The 17,263-nt window shown below is 68.3% G+C and carries 15 protein-coding genes; 2 read left to right on the forward strand and 13 right to left on the reverse strand.

The genetic code is table 11. The features are described 5' to 3' along the window. Positions 1-12: 12 nt before the first annotated feature. The 11 genes from AC51BJ_RS07330 to AC51BJ_RS07380 form a co-directional block, all read right to left on the reverse strand. Positions 13-1,404: an aminotransferase-like domain-containing protein gene (locus AC51BJ_RS07330; RefSeq protein WP_496279797.1), complete on the reverse strand. Its 1,392-nt coding sequence runs from the start codon at positions 1,402-1,404 to the stop codon at positions 13-15. An 8-nt stretch (positions 1,405-1,412) separates the two neighbouring features. Continuing rightward, on the reverse strand, positions 1,413-2,273 hold the full coding sequence (locus tag AC51BJ_RS07335; protein WP_496279798.1) for a Pnap_2097 family protein: 861 nt from the start codon (positions 2,271-2,273) through the stop codon (positions 1,413-1,415). Further along, positions 2,267-3,544: an MSMEG_0569 family flavin-dependent oxidoreductase gene (locus AC51BJ_RS07340; protein ID WP_496279799.1), complete on the reverse strand. Its 1,278-nt coding sequence runs from the start codon at positions 3,542-3,544 to the stop codon at positions 2,267-2,269. The genes AC51BJ_RS07335 and AC51BJ_RS07340 overlap by 7 nt, the downstream gene beginning before the upstream one ends. Before the next feature lie 19 nt (positions 3,545-3,563). Continuing rightward, positions 3,564-3,851, reverse strand: a complete 288-nt coding sequence (locus AC51BJ_RS07345) for an MSMEG_0570 family nitrogen starvation response protein (protein WP_496279800.1) — start codon at positions 3,849-3,851, stop codon at positions 3,564-3,566. 9 nt (positions 3,852-3,860) lie between these two features. Then, complete coding sequence (locus tag AC51BJ_RS07350) at positions 3,861-5,039, reverse strand: MSMEG_0565 family glycosyltransferase (protein WP_496279801.1); 1,179 nt, start codon at positions 5,037-5,039, stop codon at positions 3,861-3,863. Beyond that, complete coding sequence (locus AC51BJ_RS07355; RefSeq protein WP_496279802.1) at positions 5,032-6,042, reverse strand: sll0787 family AIR synthase-like protein; 1,011 nt, start codon at positions 6,040-6,042, stop codon at positions 5,032-5,034. The genes AC51BJ_RS07350 and AC51BJ_RS07355 overlap by 8 nt, the downstream gene beginning before the upstream one ends. Further along, the gene (locus AC51BJ_RS07360; RefSeq protein WP_430432856.1) at positions 6,039-6,611 is read right to left on the reverse strand and encodes an MSMEG_0567/Sll0786 family nitrogen starvation N-acetyltransferase; all 573 of its coding nucleotides are present in this window, start codon (positions 6,609-6,611) and stop codon (positions 6,039-6,041) included. The genes AC51BJ_RS07355 and AC51BJ_RS07360 overlap by 4 nt, the downstream gene beginning before the upstream one ends. Continuing rightward, the gene (locus AC51BJ_RS07365) at positions 6,598-7,734 is read right to left on the reverse strand and encodes an MSMEG_0568 family radical SAM protein (RefSeq protein WP_496279803.1); all 1,137 of its coding nucleotides are present in this window, start codon (positions 7,732-7,734) and stop codon (positions 6,598-6,600) included. Before AC51BJ_RS07365 ends, AC51BJ_RS07360 begins: the two co-directional genes overlap by 14 nt. Then, positions 7,655-8,692 carry a Nit6803 family nitrilase gene (locus tag AC51BJ_RS07370; RefSeq protein WP_496279804.1) on the reverse strand — a complete coding sequence of 346 codons (1,038 nt, stop codon included), beginning with the start codon at positions 8,690-8,692 and terminating at the stop codon, positions 7,655-7,657. The genes AC51BJ_RS07365 and AC51BJ_RS07370 overlap by 80 nt, the downstream gene beginning before the upstream one ends. A gap of 298 nt (positions 8,693-8,990) precedes the next feature. Beyond that, on the reverse strand, positions 8,991-9,473 hold the full coding sequence (locus AC51BJ_RS07375) for an MSMEG_0572/Sll0783 family nitrogen starvation response protein (protein ID WP_304001111.1): 483 nt from the start codon (positions 9,471-9,473) through the stop codon (positions 8,991-8,993). 353 nt (positions 9,474-9,826) lie between these two features. Next, positions 9,827-10,030, reverse strand: coding sequence for a heavy-metal-associated domain-containing protein (locus AC51BJ_RS07380; protein ID WP_019919599.1), 204 nt, complete (start codon positions 10,028-10,030; stop codon positions 9,827-9,829). Between the two features lie 85 nt (positions 10,031-10,115). Here AC51BJ_RS07380 and AC51BJ_RS07385 point away from each other — a divergent pair, with 85 nt between their 5' ends. Further along, positions 10,116-11,357 (forward strand): MgtC/SapB family protein, encoded by a 1,242-nt coding sequence (locus AC51BJ_RS07385; RefSeq protein ID WP_496279805.1) that lies wholly within the window; start codon positions 10,116-10,118, stop codon positions 11,355-11,357. Between the two features lie 244 nt (positions 11,358-11,601). Next, complete coding sequence (locus tag AC51BJ_RS07390; protein ID WP_496279806.1) at positions 11,602-13,443, forward strand: ABCB family ABC transporter ATP-binding protein/permease; 1,842 nt, start codon at positions 11,602-11,604, stop codon at positions 13,441-13,443. A gap of 67 nt (positions 13,444-13,510) precedes the next feature. On the opposite strand, the gene xdp1 is transcribed toward AC51BJ_RS07390, so the two are convergent. Next, positions 13,511-14,287, reverse strand: a complete 777-nt coding sequence (gene xdp1, locus AC51BJ_RS07395) for an exosortase-dependent surface protein XDP1 (RefSeq protein ID WP_496279807.1) — start codon at positions 14,285-14,287, stop codon at positions 13,511-13,513. A 139-nt stretch (positions 14,288-14,426) separates the two neighbouring features. After that, positions 14,427-17,234 carry an XrtA/PEP-CTERM system TPR-repeat protein PrsT gene (gene prsT, locus AC51BJ_RS07400; protein ID WP_496279808.1) on the reverse strand — a complete coding sequence of 936 codons (2,808 nt, stop codon included), beginning with the start codon at positions 17,232-17,234 and terminating at the stop codon, positions 14,427-14,429. Between the last annotated feature and the right edge of the window lie 29 nt (positions 17,235-17,263).

Consider the following 17,263-nt stretch of genomic DNA (forward strand, 5'->3'; position numbering starts at 1 on the left):
GCGACGCCTCGTTTACATCACGTGAAGGTGCGGATGCACCGGATGTTCCAGCGTGTCGGCGATCAGGCGCAGCGCGATGTCGCAGTCCTCGCGCGACATCGGGCCGCCGAGGCAGACGCGCACGGCGTCCGGCGGGGTGCCGTCGGTGCTGAAGGCGGCGCTGGCGACGACGGCCACGCCCTGGGCGCGCAGGTGGGAGGCGAACTCGACCATGGACCCGTCGGAACTGAGCGGCAGCCAGAAGTGGAAGCCTTCCTGTTGTGCACGCAGCGCGTGTCCCGCCAGCAGGCGCGCGGCCGAGGCCTGACGCGCCATCGATTCAGCGCGGATCGCCTGCAGCATGGCTTCGGCGGTGCCATCGGTAATCCAGCGCGTGGCCAGTGCGCTGGTGATCGGCGAGCACATGACCGTGGTGGCGCGCAGCGCGCCTGCCAGCCGCTCGGCCTGACGCGGGCCCGGCGCGTGCACATAGGCCGCGCGCAATCCCGCGCCGAAACACTTCGACAGACCGCCGATGTAATAGGTGAGCGCCGGCGCCAGCACCGCCAGCGGTGGCGGCACCTCGGGCGGCAACATGGCGTAGGCGTCGTCTTCGATGATGGGGATGGCGTAGCGCAGCGCGACGTCGGCCAGCGCCTCGCGCCGCGCGCGGGTGACGGTGGCGGTGGTCGGGTTCAGCAGCGTCGGATTGCAGTACAGCGCGCGCGGCTTCAGTGTCTTGCAGGCGTGCTCGAAGGCGTCGGCACTGGGGCCGTCGTCGTCGAGCGGCAGCGCGTGCAGCTGCACGCCGAGCTGGGCGGCGATGGCCTTGATGCCCGGATAGGTCAGCGACTCGACGCAGATCGTTTCGCCCGGCCGCGCCAGCAGCGAAACGAGCGCAGTCAGCGCGCTGTGGATGCCGGGGCACACCAGCACACGCTCGGCCGCGCACAGCGGCAGCCGCTGGCGCAGCCAGTGCGCGCCGGCCACACGGTCGTCGCGGGTGCCGCCGAAATCCTGGTAGCGCAACAGGTCGTTCCAGTCGGACTGCGCCATCAGCTGTGCTGCGCTGTGGCGCAGGTGGGCGAGCAAGGCGGGGTCCTGCGGTTCGGGCGGCAGGTTCATCGTCATTTCGGCTGCACTGCCGCCACGCAGCGCCATGCCCGGCGTCGAGCCGCGGACGAAGGTGCCCATGCCGGCGCGCGCGTCGATCAGCCCGCGCTTGCGCGCCTCGGCGTAACCACGCGCCACGGTCGTGTAATTCAGTTCGAGCGCGTCGGCCAGGTCGCGCAGCGCCGGCAGACGGTCGCGCGGGCTCAGCCGTCCACTGCGCACGTCCTCGGCGATGAGGTCGGCGATCAGCAGATAGGCCGGCTTGTTGCTCGACCGGATGCGCTTGAGCCAGTGCTGCGAGGTCTTGTCCATCGGGGCGTTCAGGGCAGTCGTCGTTTGCGGGTGATCAGGTCGGCGATGCGCGCGCCATCCGCGCTACGGCGCACGCGCCACCAATGTGCGAACTCGGTGGCGTCTTCGCGCGCGGAGAGCAGTTCGACACGCACCGTCTCACCGGGATCGATGTTGCCGTAGAAATACAGTTCCCGCTCGGCGGTCAGCGCCGGGCGCAGCCCGAAGCAGGCCAGTTCGGCGCGGTCGGCCAGCGCCTGGAAGCTGGCGAAGTAGAGCAGGCCGGCGCCGTTGAAGTCGTTGTGAGGACAGGGCGTGATGTCGACCGCGCGCAGCGCGCTCACACCCGCCGCCGGCTGCAGCCCCATGCGGGCGACGCCGTCGCCGCTGCGGAACAGCCGGGCGCGCGCCTGCAGCGACAGTGCGGCGTCGGTCAAGCTGCGGTCGCCGCATTCGGGGCCTTCGACCGGCGCGCGAACGATGCTGCGGTTGCTGCCGGCGTCTCGGCGCACGAAGGCGGACAGCAGTTCGATACGCGCCGCGCGCGTATTGCCGCAGCGCAGGGTCTGCGCGCTGAAGTGCTGGGCGCGCCCGGGCGACACGGCGCGCACCGACAGCGAGAACGGCGCGTTCTCCGTCACCGAGTCGAGCCGCGCCTCGTGCAGATGCACCGCGGTCAGCGCAGCATAGCTCTTGCGGCCGGCAGCGTCGGCGAACTCGGGCAGCTGCATGCCCTGAGCACGCGCGATCGCCATCCAGTGCAGGTGGCCGCATTCCTTCAGCAGCCAGTTCTCCGCCAGGCCGTACAGCCCGAGCTGCGGCATGCCGGCGCAATAGTGCTGCTGCAGCGCCGCCGACGACTGCAGGCGTTCGGCGCTGTCCATCAGCATGTCAGCGCCTCCGCGTCGGCGGGCTGCGCGGCGCGCAGTGCGGCGATGCGCGCTGCGAGGAACTCGGCGTCGCGCGCCACGCCGGAGAAGCGGCCGGAGCCCCAGGTATGCAGCCAGGGCAGGCCGAGGAAATAGAGGCCGGGCTGCTGCGTCACGCCGCGCACGTGCACCGGATCGCCGCGGCCGTTGAAGACGGGCGCATCGACCCAGCGGAAGTCAGGCGAGAAACCGATGCACCAGATGATGCTGGTGATGCCGGCGGCGACCGGATCGAGCGCGGCACGCTCCTCGTCCGGCTGCCATACCGGCTCATAGACCGAGGCCGGCGGGGCGTCGATGCCACGGTCGGCGATGTGCTTGTCGATGGCCGCATTAATGCCGTTGTAGGTGCGGTCCGCGCTGTCCAGCGCGGCGGCCAGACCCGGGGCGAACTGCAGGGCGCCGTCGCGGAAGTCCTGCAGCAGTCCATAGAGCTGCATGCCTTCGAGCGCGAAGCGGCGCAGATCGATGTCGCGTCCGCCATCGCGGCCAGTGACGTAGTGGTTGGTGTTGTCGCGCACACCCTCACGCAAGGGGTGGGCAGTCACCGGCATGTCGTAGTAACCCATGTCGGCCAGCCAGTCGACGACGTCGCGACCGCGGTAGAAGCGGGCGCAGCGCGGCGCGTCCCCCACCGCCAGATGCACGGTGCGGCCAGCCAGATGCAGGTCCTCGGCGATCTGCGCGCCGGACTGGCCGGAACCGACGACCAGCACGGCGCCCGGCGGCAGCGCGTCGGCATTGCGGTACTGCTCGGAGTGCAGTTGCGTGATGCCGGCCGGCAGCCGCTCGGCCATGCGCGGCACGATGGGCACGTGATAGCCGCCACTGGCCACCACCACCTGGTCGGCGGTCCAGTCGCCGGCCGAGGTCGATACGTGGAAGCCGCCATCCGGTCGCGGTGTCACGCGCTGCACCGACACGCCCTCGCGCAGCGGCGGATTCACCTTGCGGCGGAAGGCATCGAGGTACGCATTGATTTCGTCCTTCTTCATGAAGCCGTGCGGCTCGGGGCCGTCGTAGCTGTGGCCGGGCAGCGCGCACTGCCAGTTCGGCGTGACCAGGCAGAAGTTGTCCCAGCGCTGGGTGCGCCAGACGTGCATGGCGCTGTGCTTCTCCAGCACCAGATGTTCGATGCCGGACTGCTGCAGGCAGGCGCTCATCGACAGGCCGGCCTGACCGCCGCCGACGATGATGACCGGCAGATGGGGGATGGTTTCGGGGGTGCTCATGGCGTTCTCCTTGCGGCGGTCATTCATCGAAACTGACCAGTTCGATGTGGGTGTGCGGGTCGTCGCCCCAGCGGGCGGCGCGCTGTTCGAGGTCGGCCAGCTGGTCCATCGCGGCGGAACAGGCGAAACCGTACTTCGCGCGTACCCGCTCGGAGGCGATGTGCAGCGCCTCGCGCACTGAGGCCATGAAGTCGGGCAGCGGATAGCGCGTGCCCGGCGCGAAGTAGTCCTTGATCACCAGCGATGGCGAGTAGCAGCGGGTTTCGGTCGTGTCCGGCCAGCGGACGGTGAAGTGCATGGCGGGCATCTGAAGTCCTCAGGCGATTTCGGTTTGGCGCGACGGTGCGATGCAAAGCGCGCGGTAAAGGTCGACGTGGCGCGCGGCGCTGGCCGTCCAGCTGTAGCGACGGCACACAGCGGGCGGCGTGCGCAGCAGTGCGGCGCGTGCCGGATCGAGTGCGTGCCGCATCGCCTGCGCGATCGAAGCGGTATCGAGCGGGTCGGCCCAGCTGGCGGTGTCGTCGCCGAGGTATTCGGTGAACGGCGCGATGCGCGAGGCAACCACTGGCGTGCCGCTGGCCAGCGCCTCCAGCACGACCAGACCGAAGCCCTCGCGCGTGGAGGCCATCACCAGCACGTCGGCGAGGCGGAACAGCGACGGCATGTCGGCGTCGTCGAGCGCGCCGGTGATGACGACGTCGCCCGTGCCTTCGCGCAGTCCGCTGGCGCGCAGATCGTCGTTAAAGGCCTGCATGTAGTCGGCGTGATCGAGCAGGCTGGCGCCGCCGGCAATCACCAACTGCGCCTGCGGCAGCGACGGCTTGAGCAGCGCGAAGGCCTGCAGCACGCGACGCGTGTTCTTGCGCGCTTCGATGCCGCCGACGGCGACGAACACCGGGCCAGCGCGCAGACCGAGGCGCTGCGCCAGCGCGACATCGCGGGCGTCCGGCGTGCCGGTGTAGCGCGCCAGATCGACGCCGTTGTTCACGCAGTGCGCCTGCACGCCCAGTTCGTCCTGCAGGCGTTGCTGCCACAGCCGGCTCACGCACAGCACGCCGCGCGCAGCCAGCACGCCGCGCGTCTGCCAGGCGGCTAGCTGCGGATCGGCGAACGGGTCGAGGTGATGCACGGTGCGCACGAAGCCGCCTGTCAGCCCGCGCTGCTGCAGCGTGGCGAGCGCATTCGCACCCAGGCCGTCCTGCGCGTGCAGCACGTCGAAAGCTGCAGGTTCGAGACGCGGCGAGAGGTGGTCGACGAAGGCGGCGATGCGTGAGCGGGCCATGCCGACGACGTCGCGGGCGGCGGCAGCGACCGGCACCGGCTCGAAGCGGCAGTCGATGGCGCGGAACAGGCGCTGGCCATCGGCGGCCGGCGCGAACACGGTCACCTCGTGGCCCTGTGCATGCAGCGCCTGCGCCAGCTCGATCGTATGCACGACGCCGCCGCGCGGATTGACCGAGTGCGTCAGCAGGCCGATGCGCAGCGGCTCAGACATCGGTGGTCTCCCGCGGAGCGCGGATGAAGGGCTGGTCCTTCACGTTCCACAGCAGCGCCCGCTCACCGCGCTGGGTCAGCCATACCTCGGGCGCGGCGGTGACGCGGCCGATGCGCGCCGCCGCGATACCACGCGCGGCGAATCGTTCGAGCACGCGCAGCCGCTGCTGCGGGCGGACCGACAGCACATAGCCGAAGCTGGGGAAGGACAGTAGCCAGCGCAGCAGCGGCACGCCTTCGGGGCGCGGGATGCTGTCGAGGTCGATCTGCGCACCGACGCCCGAACATTCGAGCAGCATCAGCGCACTGCCGATGGAGCCTGCCATGCTCACGTCCTTGCCGGCGTTGCACAGGCCGTCCTCGGCCAGACGCGGCAGGATTTCGATGTCGCCGCGCAGCCGCTCGGCCGGCGCACGGGTGGACGCATTCCAGTACGGATAGGGCTCCTCGAAAGCACCGCGCAGGTCGACGGCGAGGATGAGGTCGTCGTCCGGCTGCGCGTCGAAACTGGTGATGAGCTTGCGCGCGCGGCCCAGCACCGCGACCGCCAGCTGGCCCCGCGCGGCGCGGTGGTTGCTGTGGCCGCCGACGATGGGCACGCCGTAGCGCGCCGACGCGGCGGCGAGACCGTCGAGCACCGGCTCGGAACTGTCGGCACCGTCGCTCCACAGCGCGTCGACCACCGCGATCGGCCGGCCACCCATCGCGCAGATGTCGCTCACATTGACCATGAGGCCGCAGTAGCCGGCGAACCACGGCATGCGGGCGACGAATTCCTCGACCAGACCTTCGATCGCGAACAGCAGCCAGCCCTTACCCGACGGATCGGGGATGGCAGCGCAGTCGTCGCCAACCGCCACCGCTTGCGCCATGTCGGCGACGCCGCCCGGCAGCGCGCGACCCAGCGCGGCCATCACGTCGCAAATGTCGCGCTTGTGTGCGAAGCCCGGGCTGCCACGCAGCGCATCGGTCAGTTCGGTGAGCGACATCGCGGGCTGCGTCATGCCGACGCTCCGGCGCTGCGCGCGACGAAGCCGGTGTAGACGTCGTAGCACGGCGGGTAATGATCGAGCTGCGCCTGCATCAGCCAGTGCGGCCGGCCGTGCAGCGTTTCCGCCTGCAGCGGCGTCCAGTGCAGGCGGCGGAACAGCGGCAGGTTCTGCGCCTGCACGTGGGCGAGGAAGGTATGACAGCCGCGCGCATGCGCACTGGTGACCGCAAGGCGGATGAGCGTGGCACCGAGCCGGCCCTGACTGCGGAAGGCCGGATGCACGGCGAGGCGCGAACCCCACCACAGGCCGGGGTCGCTCGCGCGGTCCTCGTGGATACGCACCGTGCCCACCACCTGATCCGGCATGCCGCCGACACAGGCGAGCGCGACGATGAGCTGCGCGTGGTCATCGATCGTGTCGCGGTCGTCGCCGGGGAACACGCCCTGCTCGACGCAGAACACGGCGCGGCGCAGCCGCATCGCCTGGTCGTGTTCCCAATCGCCGTGCGCCCACTTGATGCGGAACTCGCAGGGCGCGAAGCGCTGCGGCAGTTCGCAGAACACCGGATCAGCCGACAGCATGTGCGGTCTCCCGGCGTTCGTACGACGACAGCGACGAACAGGCGCCGCACTTGCCGCAGCCAGCCTTGATGTCGGCCGAGCGCAGCCCGGCGTCGGACACCATGGCACCGAGCGGCGACAGGATCGCGCGCATGAATTCTGGGGTGGGCGCCGGGTGGTCCTCCAGCGGCGTGCCGCTGATCGGCACGAAGGGTACGACGAAGGGATAGACGCCGAGCGCCACCAGCCGCGCGCTGATGTCGAGAATGGCCTCCTTCGTGTCGCCCAGCCCGGCCAGGATGTAGGTGCTCACCTGGCCGCGGCCGAACACCTCAACCGCGGCCGCGAAGGCCTCCATGTAGCGCGCCATCGGCACCGAGGCCTTGCCCGGCATGATCTGTTCGCGCAGCGCCGGCGTCACCACTTCGAGATGCATGCCCAGCGTGTCGATGCCGGCCGCCTTCATCCGCGCGAACCATCGGTCATCGTCCGGCGGTTCGCACTGGCCCTGTATGGGCAGGTCGACCGCGGCACGCACCGCGAAGGCTGAATCGCACAGCACCTGCGCACCGCGGTCGGGCGTGGCCGGCGTGCCGGTGGTCATGACCATGTGCTTGACGCCATCGAGGAGTACGGCCGCACGCGCGACCTCGGCCAGCTGTTCCGGCGTCTTGTGCGCGATGGTGCGGCCGGCCGCCAGCGACTGGCCGATCGAGCAGAACTTGCAGGCCTTGCGTCGGCTTTCAAAGCGGATGCAGGTCTGCAGCACCGTGGTCGCCAGCACGTCGGCGCCGTGCAGCGTGGCGATGTGCGAATACGGAATGCCGTCGAAGGTCTGCAGCGCGTAGAAGCGCGGCTGCTTCGGGAAGCTGACCTGGGCGATCGGTATGCTGTCGCGGCGGATCTGCACGCGACCGTCGGCGTCCGGCGCCCCGGCAACGAAGGGCGAGGCGAAGGCGCTGCCGGTGTGCACCGGCACCATGATGGTGACGCCATCCACCGTGACCGCCTTGTGGTCGGACGGTCCGGCGCCGCCGCGGCGGCTCGGCGCACCGGCCTTCGGATCAGCCAGCCGCAAGCCGTACGACTGCAGCTCCGTCATCAGTTGCCGGCTGGAGGCGTCGGGTGTCGTGATCGTGCTCATCGGCAGTGCTCCGGTGTGAGGTGTCGTGCAGGGCGACCGTCGTCGTGGCCGGCCGGTCGTTGATGGCCAGGCTCAGCAGTTCGGGCCGCGCGTAGTGGCCGACCGAATCCATCATGCGTTTGCGCTTGGTCACCAGCGCCATGTCGAGATCGGCCACCACCATGCCTTCGCCCTCGGTCAGCGGCGGCGCAAGATGCACGCCTTCCGGCGACACGATGGCGGTGTGGCAGCCGCCGCGCAGTGCGCGCTGCAGCGCCGTGTCGGGCGTGATGGACTGGATCTGTTCGTCGCTGAGCCAGCCGGTCGAATTGATGACGAAGCAGCCGGACTCCAGCGCGTGGTGGCGGATGGTCACTTCCATCTGGTCGGCGAATATCTGGCCGACCATCGAGCCCGGGAACTGGGCGCAGTGGATCTCTTCGTGCTGGGTCATCAGCGCGTAACGCGCCAGTGGGTTGTAGTGTTCCCAGCAGGCCAGCGCACCGAGGCGGCCGATGGCCGTATCGACCACCTTCAGCCCGGCGGCGTCGCCCTGCCCCCACACCATGCGTTCGTGATAGGTCGGCGTGATCTTGCGGCGCTTGAGCGCGAGGCGGCCGTCGGCGTCGAACACCAGCTGAGTGTTGTACAGGCTGCCGTGGTCGCGCTCGTTCACGCCGAGCACCACCACGACGCCACGCGCCTTCGCCTTTTCTGCCACCGCCTGCGTGACCGGCCCCGGCACCGTCACCGCCCGCTCGTACAGCTTCAGGTGGTCGGCGCCCATCTGCACCGGCGGCCGCACGAAGGAGAAGTACGGGTAGTAGGGCACGAAGGTTTCCGGGAACACGGCAAGCTGCGCGCCCCGGTCCGCCGCCTCGTCGATCGCCGCCAGCACGCGCGCCAGCGTGCCGTCGGCGGATTCGAGATCGGGCGCGATCTGGATGGCCGCGGCGCGGACGATGCGCGGCGCGCTCATGGCCGGCGCCCCGATCCATTGATCGCTTCACGACGGACCGCTTGCGACACGCCGCGAACGCCCGCGCCAGAACCCGACCGCGGGTCAGCGGGAAGAACGGTCGCGCCCTCCCACGGCCAGGTGCCCGAGGCGCGAGGCGACGCATTCGCGGTCGCCGCCACGCGCGGCGAGTCTGAAGTGGAGCCCCACGGCCAGGCGCCGCCCGCCCTTGCCTCGGCGGTCCGCTCGTCCTGACGCGGCCCGATCGGCAATATGGCGCAGGGATGCCGCGCTCCGAAGAAAGTGCGGGCGCCCATGATCACAGCGTCCAGGTATCGAGGATGAAGGCGTTGTCCTTGCGATGCAGCAGGATGATGTCCAGCACATCCAGCGGATTGATCGGACGGATGCCTTCGATCAGCGCGCCTTCGCCGTGGCCGTACAGCGCCTGCAGCGCGAAGCGGCACGCATAGACCTTGCCGCCTTCCTCGATGAACTTCGAAATCTGCTTGTTGAAGTTCTGGTGGCCGGGGAAGGCCTCGTCGCCCAGCGTCGGGAAGCCGCGCTTCACGCCCAGCGTAACGCCCGGGCCGTACAGCAGCACCGAGGTATCGAAGCCCTTGCGCTGCAGTCGCGTCGCCTGCAGCAGATTGACGAAACCGATGGACCCCTCGAAGGCGACGGTGTGGAAGGTGACCAGCGCCTTCTCGCCGGGCTCGGCCTTCACGTCCTCGAACACCTTCTCTTCGTAGTCGACGAGGAATTCGCCCTTCTCGTTGGCGGGGCGGGTGACTTTGGGCATGGCAATCTCCGGTGGTGATATGCGATCAGGAAAGTGGCGCCCGGAACATTGACTGTCCTTCAGACGCTCGCCCTTCCATTCGCATGCGCCGTGCCAACGGCGCCCGGATGAGTGCGATCAATATGCGATCAATGGATGCACACGCCGCCTTGCGGCCGCACGCACCCCTCGCGGGGACTGAAAAACCCTTTTCAAAGCATGGATTTAGTCGCCTGATCGCGCACCGGAATGAAGCATGCGGATGCGATCAATGCACCCGATCATTGGCGATCGCGCCGAGCCCGTTGCGGCAATGCGTCTTACGCCGCAGGCACGTGACGGACCCGCGAACGTGCCGGCAGGTGCGGCGTGCGTTATTTGAGCGCGTAGCCCTCGTCTTCCAGCACCTGCCGGATATCGGCTTCGCTGACCAGCGGGCTGTGCTCGACGCTGACGGTGCCGGTCGCCAACGCGACCTCGACCATGTTGATGCCCGGCAGTTCGTGGATCACGTTGGTGATTTCATGGACGCAGTCCTCGCTTTCGAGGCCATCTACGGTGATCAAGGTGGTGTGCATGGGCAGGGTCTCCGCTTCATTGGACGGCCGGAATCCGGCGCGCCGTCGGGTAAGGTAATGGTATGAGCACATTCCATCGTCCGCCATGCCTGCCGACATCGATCCGCGCCTGACCGGGCTGGCCGCAGCACTGGGCATCGGCCTGCTGATCGGCATCGAGCGCGAGCGCCGCAAGGGCGAGGGCCCGGCCCGCGCCGCGGCCGGCCTGCGCACCTTCACGCTGACCTCGCTGCTGGGGGCACTCGCGATGCTGCTCGGTGGCGGCGCGACGCTGGCCGTGCTGGCTGCCGTGGTCGGCGTGCTGGCCATCGTGTCCTACCGCCGTTCACGCGAGGACGACCCGGGTCTCACCACCGAAATCGCGCTGGTGCTCACCTTCATGCTCGGTGCGCTGGCCATGCACGACGCGCGGCTGGCGATCGGCATCGGTGTGCTGGTCGCGATCGCGCTGGCCGCGCGCAGCCAGCTGCACCGCTTCGTCGTACGCGTGCTGTCGGAACAGGAGGTGCACGACGGTCTGCTGCTGGCCGCTGCCGCGCTGGTCATCCTGCCGCTGGTGCCGGACCGCACGGTCGACCCGCTCGGGGCGATCAACCCGCGCACCTTGTGGACGCTGGCGGTACTGATGATGGCGATCAACGCCTGCGGCCATATCGCGCTGCGCGCGGCCGGTCCGGCGCTCGGCCTCACCTTCGCCGGCTTCGCCTCGGGTTTCGTGTCGAGCACCGCCACCATTGCCGCGATGGGTGCGGAAGCGCGACGCGACCCGGCGCTGCGCGCGGGCGCGGTGTCGGGCGCCGTACTGTCGTCGCTGGCTACCGTGGTCTATCTCGCCGTGCTGCTGACGGCGACCAGCCCGGCCGTGCTGCGTGCGATGGCTGCGCCGCTGCTGGCGGCCGGTGGCGTCGCCGCGGCCTACGGCCTACTGATCGCGCTGCGCAGCGTGCGCACGCACGACGGCGACACGCCGCCGCCCGGCCGTCCCTTCAACCCGCGTCTGGCCCTGCTGTTCGCCGCCACGATGGGCGCGCTGTTGCTGCTGACCGCCTTCCTGACCGATCGCTATGGGGCCGGCGGCGCAGGCGTCGCCGCCGCGCTGGCCGGCTTCGCCGACGCCCATTCGGCCTCGGCGGCGGTGGCGGCGCTGCAGGCGTCGGGACGCATCGCGGCCGAGCAGGCCGTGCTGCCCATCCTGGCCGCCTTCACCACCAATGCGTGCAGCAAGCTCATCGTCGCCACCACCACCGGCGACCGTGCCTTCGCTCTGCAGGTCGTCCCGGGCGTACTGCTGTCGGTGGGCGCCGCCTGGCTCACCCTGCTGATCTGACGGCTGGCAGCACACACTATCCGACGCTCCCGAGTGTTCGCTGCGAATCGCCGCGATCCGCACGGCAGCGAGCCCCTTGTCGGAACGTCTTCCGACTGCGACGCGGCCTGTGACCCGGTATCGCCTTCCTTTCAAGCGCTGTGGCCGCAGTCAGACGACCCGCCCCTGCGCGGAAGGCACGCCCCAGGCCCGCGCCGGCCGCGATCGCGCTGGCAGCCGGCCCGGCAGCCCGTAGAATCCGCGCATGAGACGATCTGCCACCGCCCCCCTGCCCGCCGCGACCGTGCCGGGCGCCCGCCGCCGCGATTCCGAAACCATTCGCAACCTGCTGCCTTATCTCTGGGCCTACAAATGGCGCGTGCTGATCGCACTTGCGTGTCTGGTGCTGGCCAAGGGCTCGAACGTCGCGGTACCGCTGGTATTCAAGCAGATCATCGACGCGCTGGCGCCGGCCGCCGCCAGCAGCCGTGCGGCGCTCGAAGCGGCACCTCTGCTGGTGCCGCTGGGTCTGCTGGCCGCCTACGGCGCGCTGCGCTTCTCCACCTCGATGCTGACCGAGCTGCGCGAAATCGTGTTCTCGCGCGTCACCCAGCAGGCCGTGCGGCGCATTTCGCTGCAGGTGTTCCGCCATCTGCACGCACTGTCGCTGCGCTTTCACCTCGAACGCCAGACCGGCGGTCTGACGCGCGACATCGAGCGCGGCACGCGGGCGATCGGCTCACTGATCAGCTACACGCTGTATTCCATCCTGCCAACGCTGGTCGAGATCGGGCTGGTGCTGAGCATCCTCGCGGTGAAGTACGAAGCGAGCTTCGCGTTGATCACCTTCGTCACGCTGGCGCTCTACATCACCTTCACCGTCACCGTCACCAACTGGCGCACGACGATACGGCGCGAGGCGAACGAACTGGATTCGGCCGCCAATACGCGGGCGATCGACAGCCTGCTCAATTACGAGACGGTGAAGTACTTCAACAACGAGGACTTCGAGGCGCGCCGCTACGACGAACAGCTGGTGCGCTGGCAACGCGCGCAGGAGCGCAGCCAGGTGTCGCTGTCGTGGCTGAATATTGGCCAGGCCTTCATCATCGCCATCGGCGTCACGCTGATGATGTGGCGCGCAACGGTCGGCGTGGCCGAGGGCCGCATGACCATCGGCGACATCGTGCTGGTCAATGCCTTCATGATCCAACTCTATATTCCGCTGAACTTCCTCGGCGTGCTGTACCGCGAAATCCGCCAGTCGCTGACCGACATCGAGCGCATGTTCGCGCTGATGGAAACGCACCGCGAGGTCGCCGACGCGCCGGACGCGCTGACGCTGGCCGACGGTCCGTGCGAAGTGCGCTTCCAGCAGGTGAATTTCAGCTATGAGCCAGCGCGGCAGATCCTGCACGACGTCGACTTCACGATACCGGCCGGCCATCGCGTTGCCGTCGTCGGCCATTCCGGCTCCGGCAAATCGACCCTGGCGCGGCTGCTCTACCGCTTCTATGACGTGGCCGAAGGCAGCGGTCGCATCACGATCAACGGCACCGACATCCGCCAGCTCACCCAGGACAGCCTGCGCGGCGCGATCGGCATCGTTCCGCAGGACACGGTGCTGTTCAACGACAGCATCCACTACAACATCCAGTACGGTCGGGTCACGGCTTCGGCCGCCGAGGTCGAGGCAGCCAGCCGCGCCGCGCAACTGCACGACTTCGTGCAGAAGCTGCCAGACGGCTACGCGACCAAGGTCGGTGAGCGCGGGCTGAAGCTGTCGGGCGGCGAAAAGCAGCGTGTCGCCATCGCCCGCGCGCTGCTGAAGAATCCGCCGATACTCATTTTCGACGAAGCCACCTCGGCGCTCGACTCGAAGACCGAACAGGCGATCCAGAGCCAACTCGAACAGGTGGCGCGCGGCCACACGACGCTCATCATCGCCCACCGCCTGTCCACCATCATGGACGCCGACCAGATCCTGGTGATGGACGCCGGCCGCATCATCGAACGCGGCAGCCACAGCGAACTGCTGGCGCTGGACGGCGCCTACGCCCAGATGTGGGCCCTGCAGGCACAGGAAGAAGACGGCACCACGCTCTGACCACGCAGAAGCCAGGGCGAAAAAAAACCGCGCCGAAGCGCGGTTTTTCAGGTGCGGGGAGATTCGCTCAGGCCGCCTTGCGACGACGCACAGCGATCATGCCGGCCAGTGCGGTGCCGATCAGAGCCAGCGAAGCCGGTTCCGGAACGGCCGGCGGCGGCGTGGTCGGCTTGGTCGTCGCGGTCACGCCGGCCAGCTTGATGTAGTCCTTGTAGTCGGACGACGAACCCGGCGTCACCAGCCAGTAGCGCGAATAGGTGCTGTTGGTCGTGCTGCGCGGATCGCTGTTGCCGGTGAAGTCGCCGATCTTGGTCCAGCCGGTCAGCGTCGAGAAAGTCTTGCCCGTCACCGTGGTGTTGATGTCGGCTACCGAAGCACCGGTGTAGGCATACACCGTGATGTCCGAATCGCCGCTGTACCAGCCGATGTCGACCAGGTTCAGATTCATTTCCGAACCGAAGGAGAACAGCATGCTTTCCATCGCGCCTTCGTTGTCCATGGCGTGGTCGGGGTTAGTCGCGTAACCGGAGCTGTTCACCTCGTCGTTCCATGTGGAATCACGGCTGGTCATGCCCAGACCGCTGCTGCCCTGGTAGGTCAGGTAGGCGCGCTCGATGGTCGAACCCGAAGCGGTGTTGGCGAAGCCCTGGATGTTCACCGACTGGCCTGCGCCGTTGGTGTAGGTCATCGACGAATATTCGGAGATGTTGGAGCCGAAACCACTGGCGCCGACGTGCGAGGTAGCGGTCGAGGTGAACGACCAGCTGTACTGCGCCGCCGAGGCCGCACCGGCAAAACCCGCGATCACCACGGCGCCGATTGCATTGATCAGTTTCTTGTTCATTGTCTTTCCTTGGTCAGAAGGGGACATTGCTGTCTTGCCTCCTTCATAGCAATTTTGGGGCCAGAAGCACTTAATCATTTAAAAACAACAACATGAAGACTGTGAAAATGTGTGCTGTAAATAATTTCGACAAGATGTTTCATCGACCGCCGAGTTCGCTTCGAAGCGCCTTGGCCTTGTCGGCATCCGGGAAGGTCCGCCCCGGCTGCAGCGCGGCGTCCAGTTCCTGCAGAGCCTCCGCCTTGCGACCCGTCTGCGCCAGCACCCAGGCGAGGTGATAGCGGATTTCCGGGTTCTGCGGACTGCGCAGTCGCGCCTCGCGCAGGTGGCGCAGGCCGGCGTCGGTCTGCCCCTTCTGCGCCAGTATCCAGCCCAGCGTATCGAGCACCAGCGGGTCTGCCGGCGCCAGTTTGAACGCGCGCTCGGCCGTAGCTTGCGCTGATGCGTCCTTCGTCTGCCATTGCAGATTGGCCAGATTGTTGAGCACCGGCGCCGATTCCCCGCCCGTTTTCAGTACGGCTTCCAGTGTTGCCTTTGCCTCGCGCAGCATCCCGGCGTCGGTCTGCGCCTGCGACAGCAGCAGCTTGAAAGCGAGATCGCGCGGACGTTCCTTCACCAGCGCCTCTACCGCCGTCCGGCCCTGTAACGCGTTGCCGGCGCGACGATGCGCTTCGTACAGGCCACCCGCCAGTTCGACGCTGCCGCCCTTCGCCAATCCGTTGCGGTAGTGGGTGATCGCGTTCTGCCACTGGCTGCGCGCCATCGCGACGTCGCCCGCCAGCCGGAACACCTCGGGTGGCGGGGCCGGTGACTTGAGCAGTTCCTGCGCACGCGCCTCTGCCTTGTCGAGCTGCCCCTCGGCCAGCATCTGCTCTCCCTGCATGATGCGGGCGGGCAGATAGGTGGGGTCGCCCTGCAAGGCCTTTTCGAGACTGTAGGTCGCACCGGCCGGATTGCCGGCCATGCGCTGCAGCTGGGCAATGCGGTACTGGGCCGACGGGTCGAAATCGGCAACCCGGGTCATCGAGGTCAGCGTGGCACGCGCGCCGGCCGCATCGCCGCGCGCCAGTTGCACCCGGGCCAGTGCCGCCTGGATGGCCAGATAGCCCGGCTGCCCCTGGCTGACCCCCTTGGCTGCCTCCAGCGCTTTGTCCGAAGCGCCGGTCTGCAGATAGAGCTCGATCAGCGCGACATGACCTTCGATATGGTTGCGGTGCTTGTCGTGCAGGGTTTCGAGGCCACGCAGTGCGTCCGCCGTGCGCCCGGTCGCGGCGTCAAGCATGGCCTTTTCGTAAAGCGCCGAGGCGCTGTTGGGTTTTTCCTTGATCAACGCATCGAGGCGCGCCCGCGCCTGATCGGGCTTGCCCTCGGCAACTTCGAGCTTGGCCAGGTTGAGCTTGACGCTATCGAAATTGCGGTCGGCGGCAAGCGCCTTGTCGTACGCCTTGCGTGCGCCGGCGAAGTCTCCGGCCGCCGCGCGCGACACCCCGAGCAGGTTCAGAGCTGCCAGATTGTCCGGCTCGCGTTTGACCACCGCCTCCATCAGTTCGACCGCCTTGCGCGGCTGGCTGTCGCGCAGCGCAACGAGCGCCAGCGCGGTGCTGGCGCGCGCCTGACCGGGATCCTGTTTCAGCACATTGCGCAGTTGCTCGATGCCGAGCGCAGTCTGCTTCGCGTCGATCAGGCTCAACCCGAGCGAGGTCTGTGTCTGCGACGAGGCGCCGAGCTTTGCCGCCTGCTCCAGCAACTCGGTCGCCTGCTGGTGGCGCTTCAGGCGGCTGTACGCGCTGGCCATCAGCGTCAATGCCTCGGGATCACGCGCACCGCTTACCGTACGCATCAGCGGTTCGAGCGTCGACACGGCCGCGGCCGCTTCACCCATCGCGATCTGCAGCGACGCCAGGGGCTTGCGTGCCGCCATCTGCGACGGGAAGAAGCGGATATGCAGCTCGAAATACTCCTTGGCCTTAACCGCCCCACCGAGGCTGAGATGCGACAGGCCGGCGATCAGTGCCAGATGGGAGCGGCTGGTCAGGACCGAGCGCGGCAAAGGATCGATCAGCCCGACCACCTCGCCGAGCAGCTTGCGCGCCGCTGCACGGTCGCCCTCCGATTCGGCGATCACCGCGCGCAGATAAGCTGAGCGCGGCTCGTTCACATCGACTTTGGACAAGGTCAGCAGGGACTGCTTGGCCTCCGGCATGCGCCCGAGGTCCATCAACACCGAGCTGCGGCCGAGCAGCGCTTCGCTGTTGTCGGGAGCCAGCTGCAGCGCGCGGTCGTAATGCGACAGCGCCGCCGGCAGTTGTGCGGTCGCGTAGGCAACCGCGGCACGCATGCCCCAGGCGTCCGAATCATTGGGTGCCAGCGTGGTCGCCTGTTCGGCCAGCGTGGCCGCCTCCGCAGGGCGACCGGCCTGAAGCGCAATGCGCGACTCCATCACGACCGCCGAGGCGGACGCCGGGTTCAGCGCACGCGCCTCACGCACTGTCGACAAGGCCTGCGGATACTGGCCCAGCTCCAGATGCGCCTTGGCGCGCAGCACGATCACTTCGTAACGGATGCCGGGCGGCAGATCGTCCGGTGACAGCGTGTCGATCACTTCCTTCTGGCGCCCGGTCGATACCAGCAGGTTCGCCAGCGGAACGATGTACTCGGCACGCGACACGCCACGCTGACGTGCCTCGTTCAGCGCGACCTCGGCCGCTGCGTAGTCGCCTTTGCGCAGCGCCGCACGCCCCATGAGCATGTGCGCGGCGAGGAAGCCGGGATCGGCCTTCAGTGCGTTCTTGAGCTGGATGATGGCGCCAGCGTCGTCCTTGCGTTCGAAGCGTACCAGGGCATCCTCGTAATAGCGGCTGGCACCGTCGGCCGCCTGCAGCGGTCCGGCGCCAAGCAGACCGGCAGCGCACAGCGCTGCGACGAGGGAGAAGCGGAAGCGGGTCATGGGCGGCTGTCGATGTAAACAGACGCCGG

The organism is Methyloversatilis sp. S146-33, assembly GCF_059552495.1.

Coding starts and splice junctions, on each gene's coding strand:
- AC51BJ_RS07330 (WP_496279797.1), bottom strand. CDS start 1,404: ATGGACAAGACCTCGCAGCACTGGCTCAAGCGCATCCGGTCGAGCAAC.
- AC51BJ_RS07370 (WP_496279804.1), bottom strand. CDS start 8,692: ATGAGCGCGCCGCGCATCGTCCGCGCCGCGGCCATCCAGATCGCGCCC.
- AC51BJ_RS07390 (WP_496279806.1), top strand. CDS start 11,602: ATGAGACGATCTGCCACCGCCCCCCTGCCCGCCGCGACCGTGCCGGGC.
- AC51BJ_RS07375 (WP_304001111.1), bottom strand. CDS start 9,473: ATGCCCAAAGTCACCCGCCCCGCCAACGAGAAGGGCGAATTCCTCGTC.
- AC51BJ_RS07355 (WP_496279802.1), bottom strand. CDS start 6,042: ATGACGCAGCCCGCGATGTCGCTCACCGAACTGACCGATGCGCTGCGT.
- xdp1 (WP_496279807.1), bottom strand. CDS start 14,287: ATGAACAAGAAACTGATCAATGCAATCGGCGCCGTGGTGATCGCGGGT.
- AC51BJ_RS07360 (WP_430432856.1), bottom strand. CDS start 6,611: ATGCTGTCGGCTGATCCGGTGTTCTGCGAACTGCCGCAGCGCTTCGCG.
- AC51BJ_RS07345 (WP_496279800.1), bottom strand. CDS start 3,851: ATGCCCGCCATGCACTTCACCGTCCGCTGGCCGGACACGACCGAAACC.
- AC51BJ_RS07365 (WP_496279803.1), bottom strand. CDS start 7,734: ATGAGCACGATCACGACACCCGACGCCTCCAGCCGGCAACTGATGACG.
- AC51BJ_RS07340 (WP_496279799.1), bottom strand. CDS start 3,544: ATGAGCACCCCCGAAACCATCCCCCATCTGCCGGTCATCATCGTCGGC.
- AC51BJ_RS07380 (WP_019919599.1), bottom strand. CDS start 10,030: ATGCACACCACCTTGATCACCGTAGATGGCCTCGAAAGCGAGGACTGC.
- AC51BJ_RS07335 (WP_496279798.1), bottom strand. CDS start 2,273: ATGCTGATGGACAGCGCCGAACGCCTGCAGTCGTCGGCGGCGCTGCAG.
- AC51BJ_RS07350 (WP_496279801.1), bottom strand. CDS start 5,039: ATGTCTGAGCCGCTGCGCATCGGCCTGCTGACGCACTCGGTCAATCCG.
- AC51BJ_RS07385 (WP_496279805.1), top strand. CDS start 10,116: ATGCCTGCCGACATCGATCCGCGCCTGACCGGGCTGGCCGCAGCACTG.
- prsT (WP_496279808.1), bottom strand. CDS start 17,234: ATGACCCGCTTCCGCTTCTCCCTCGTCGCAGCGCTGTGCGCTGCCGGT.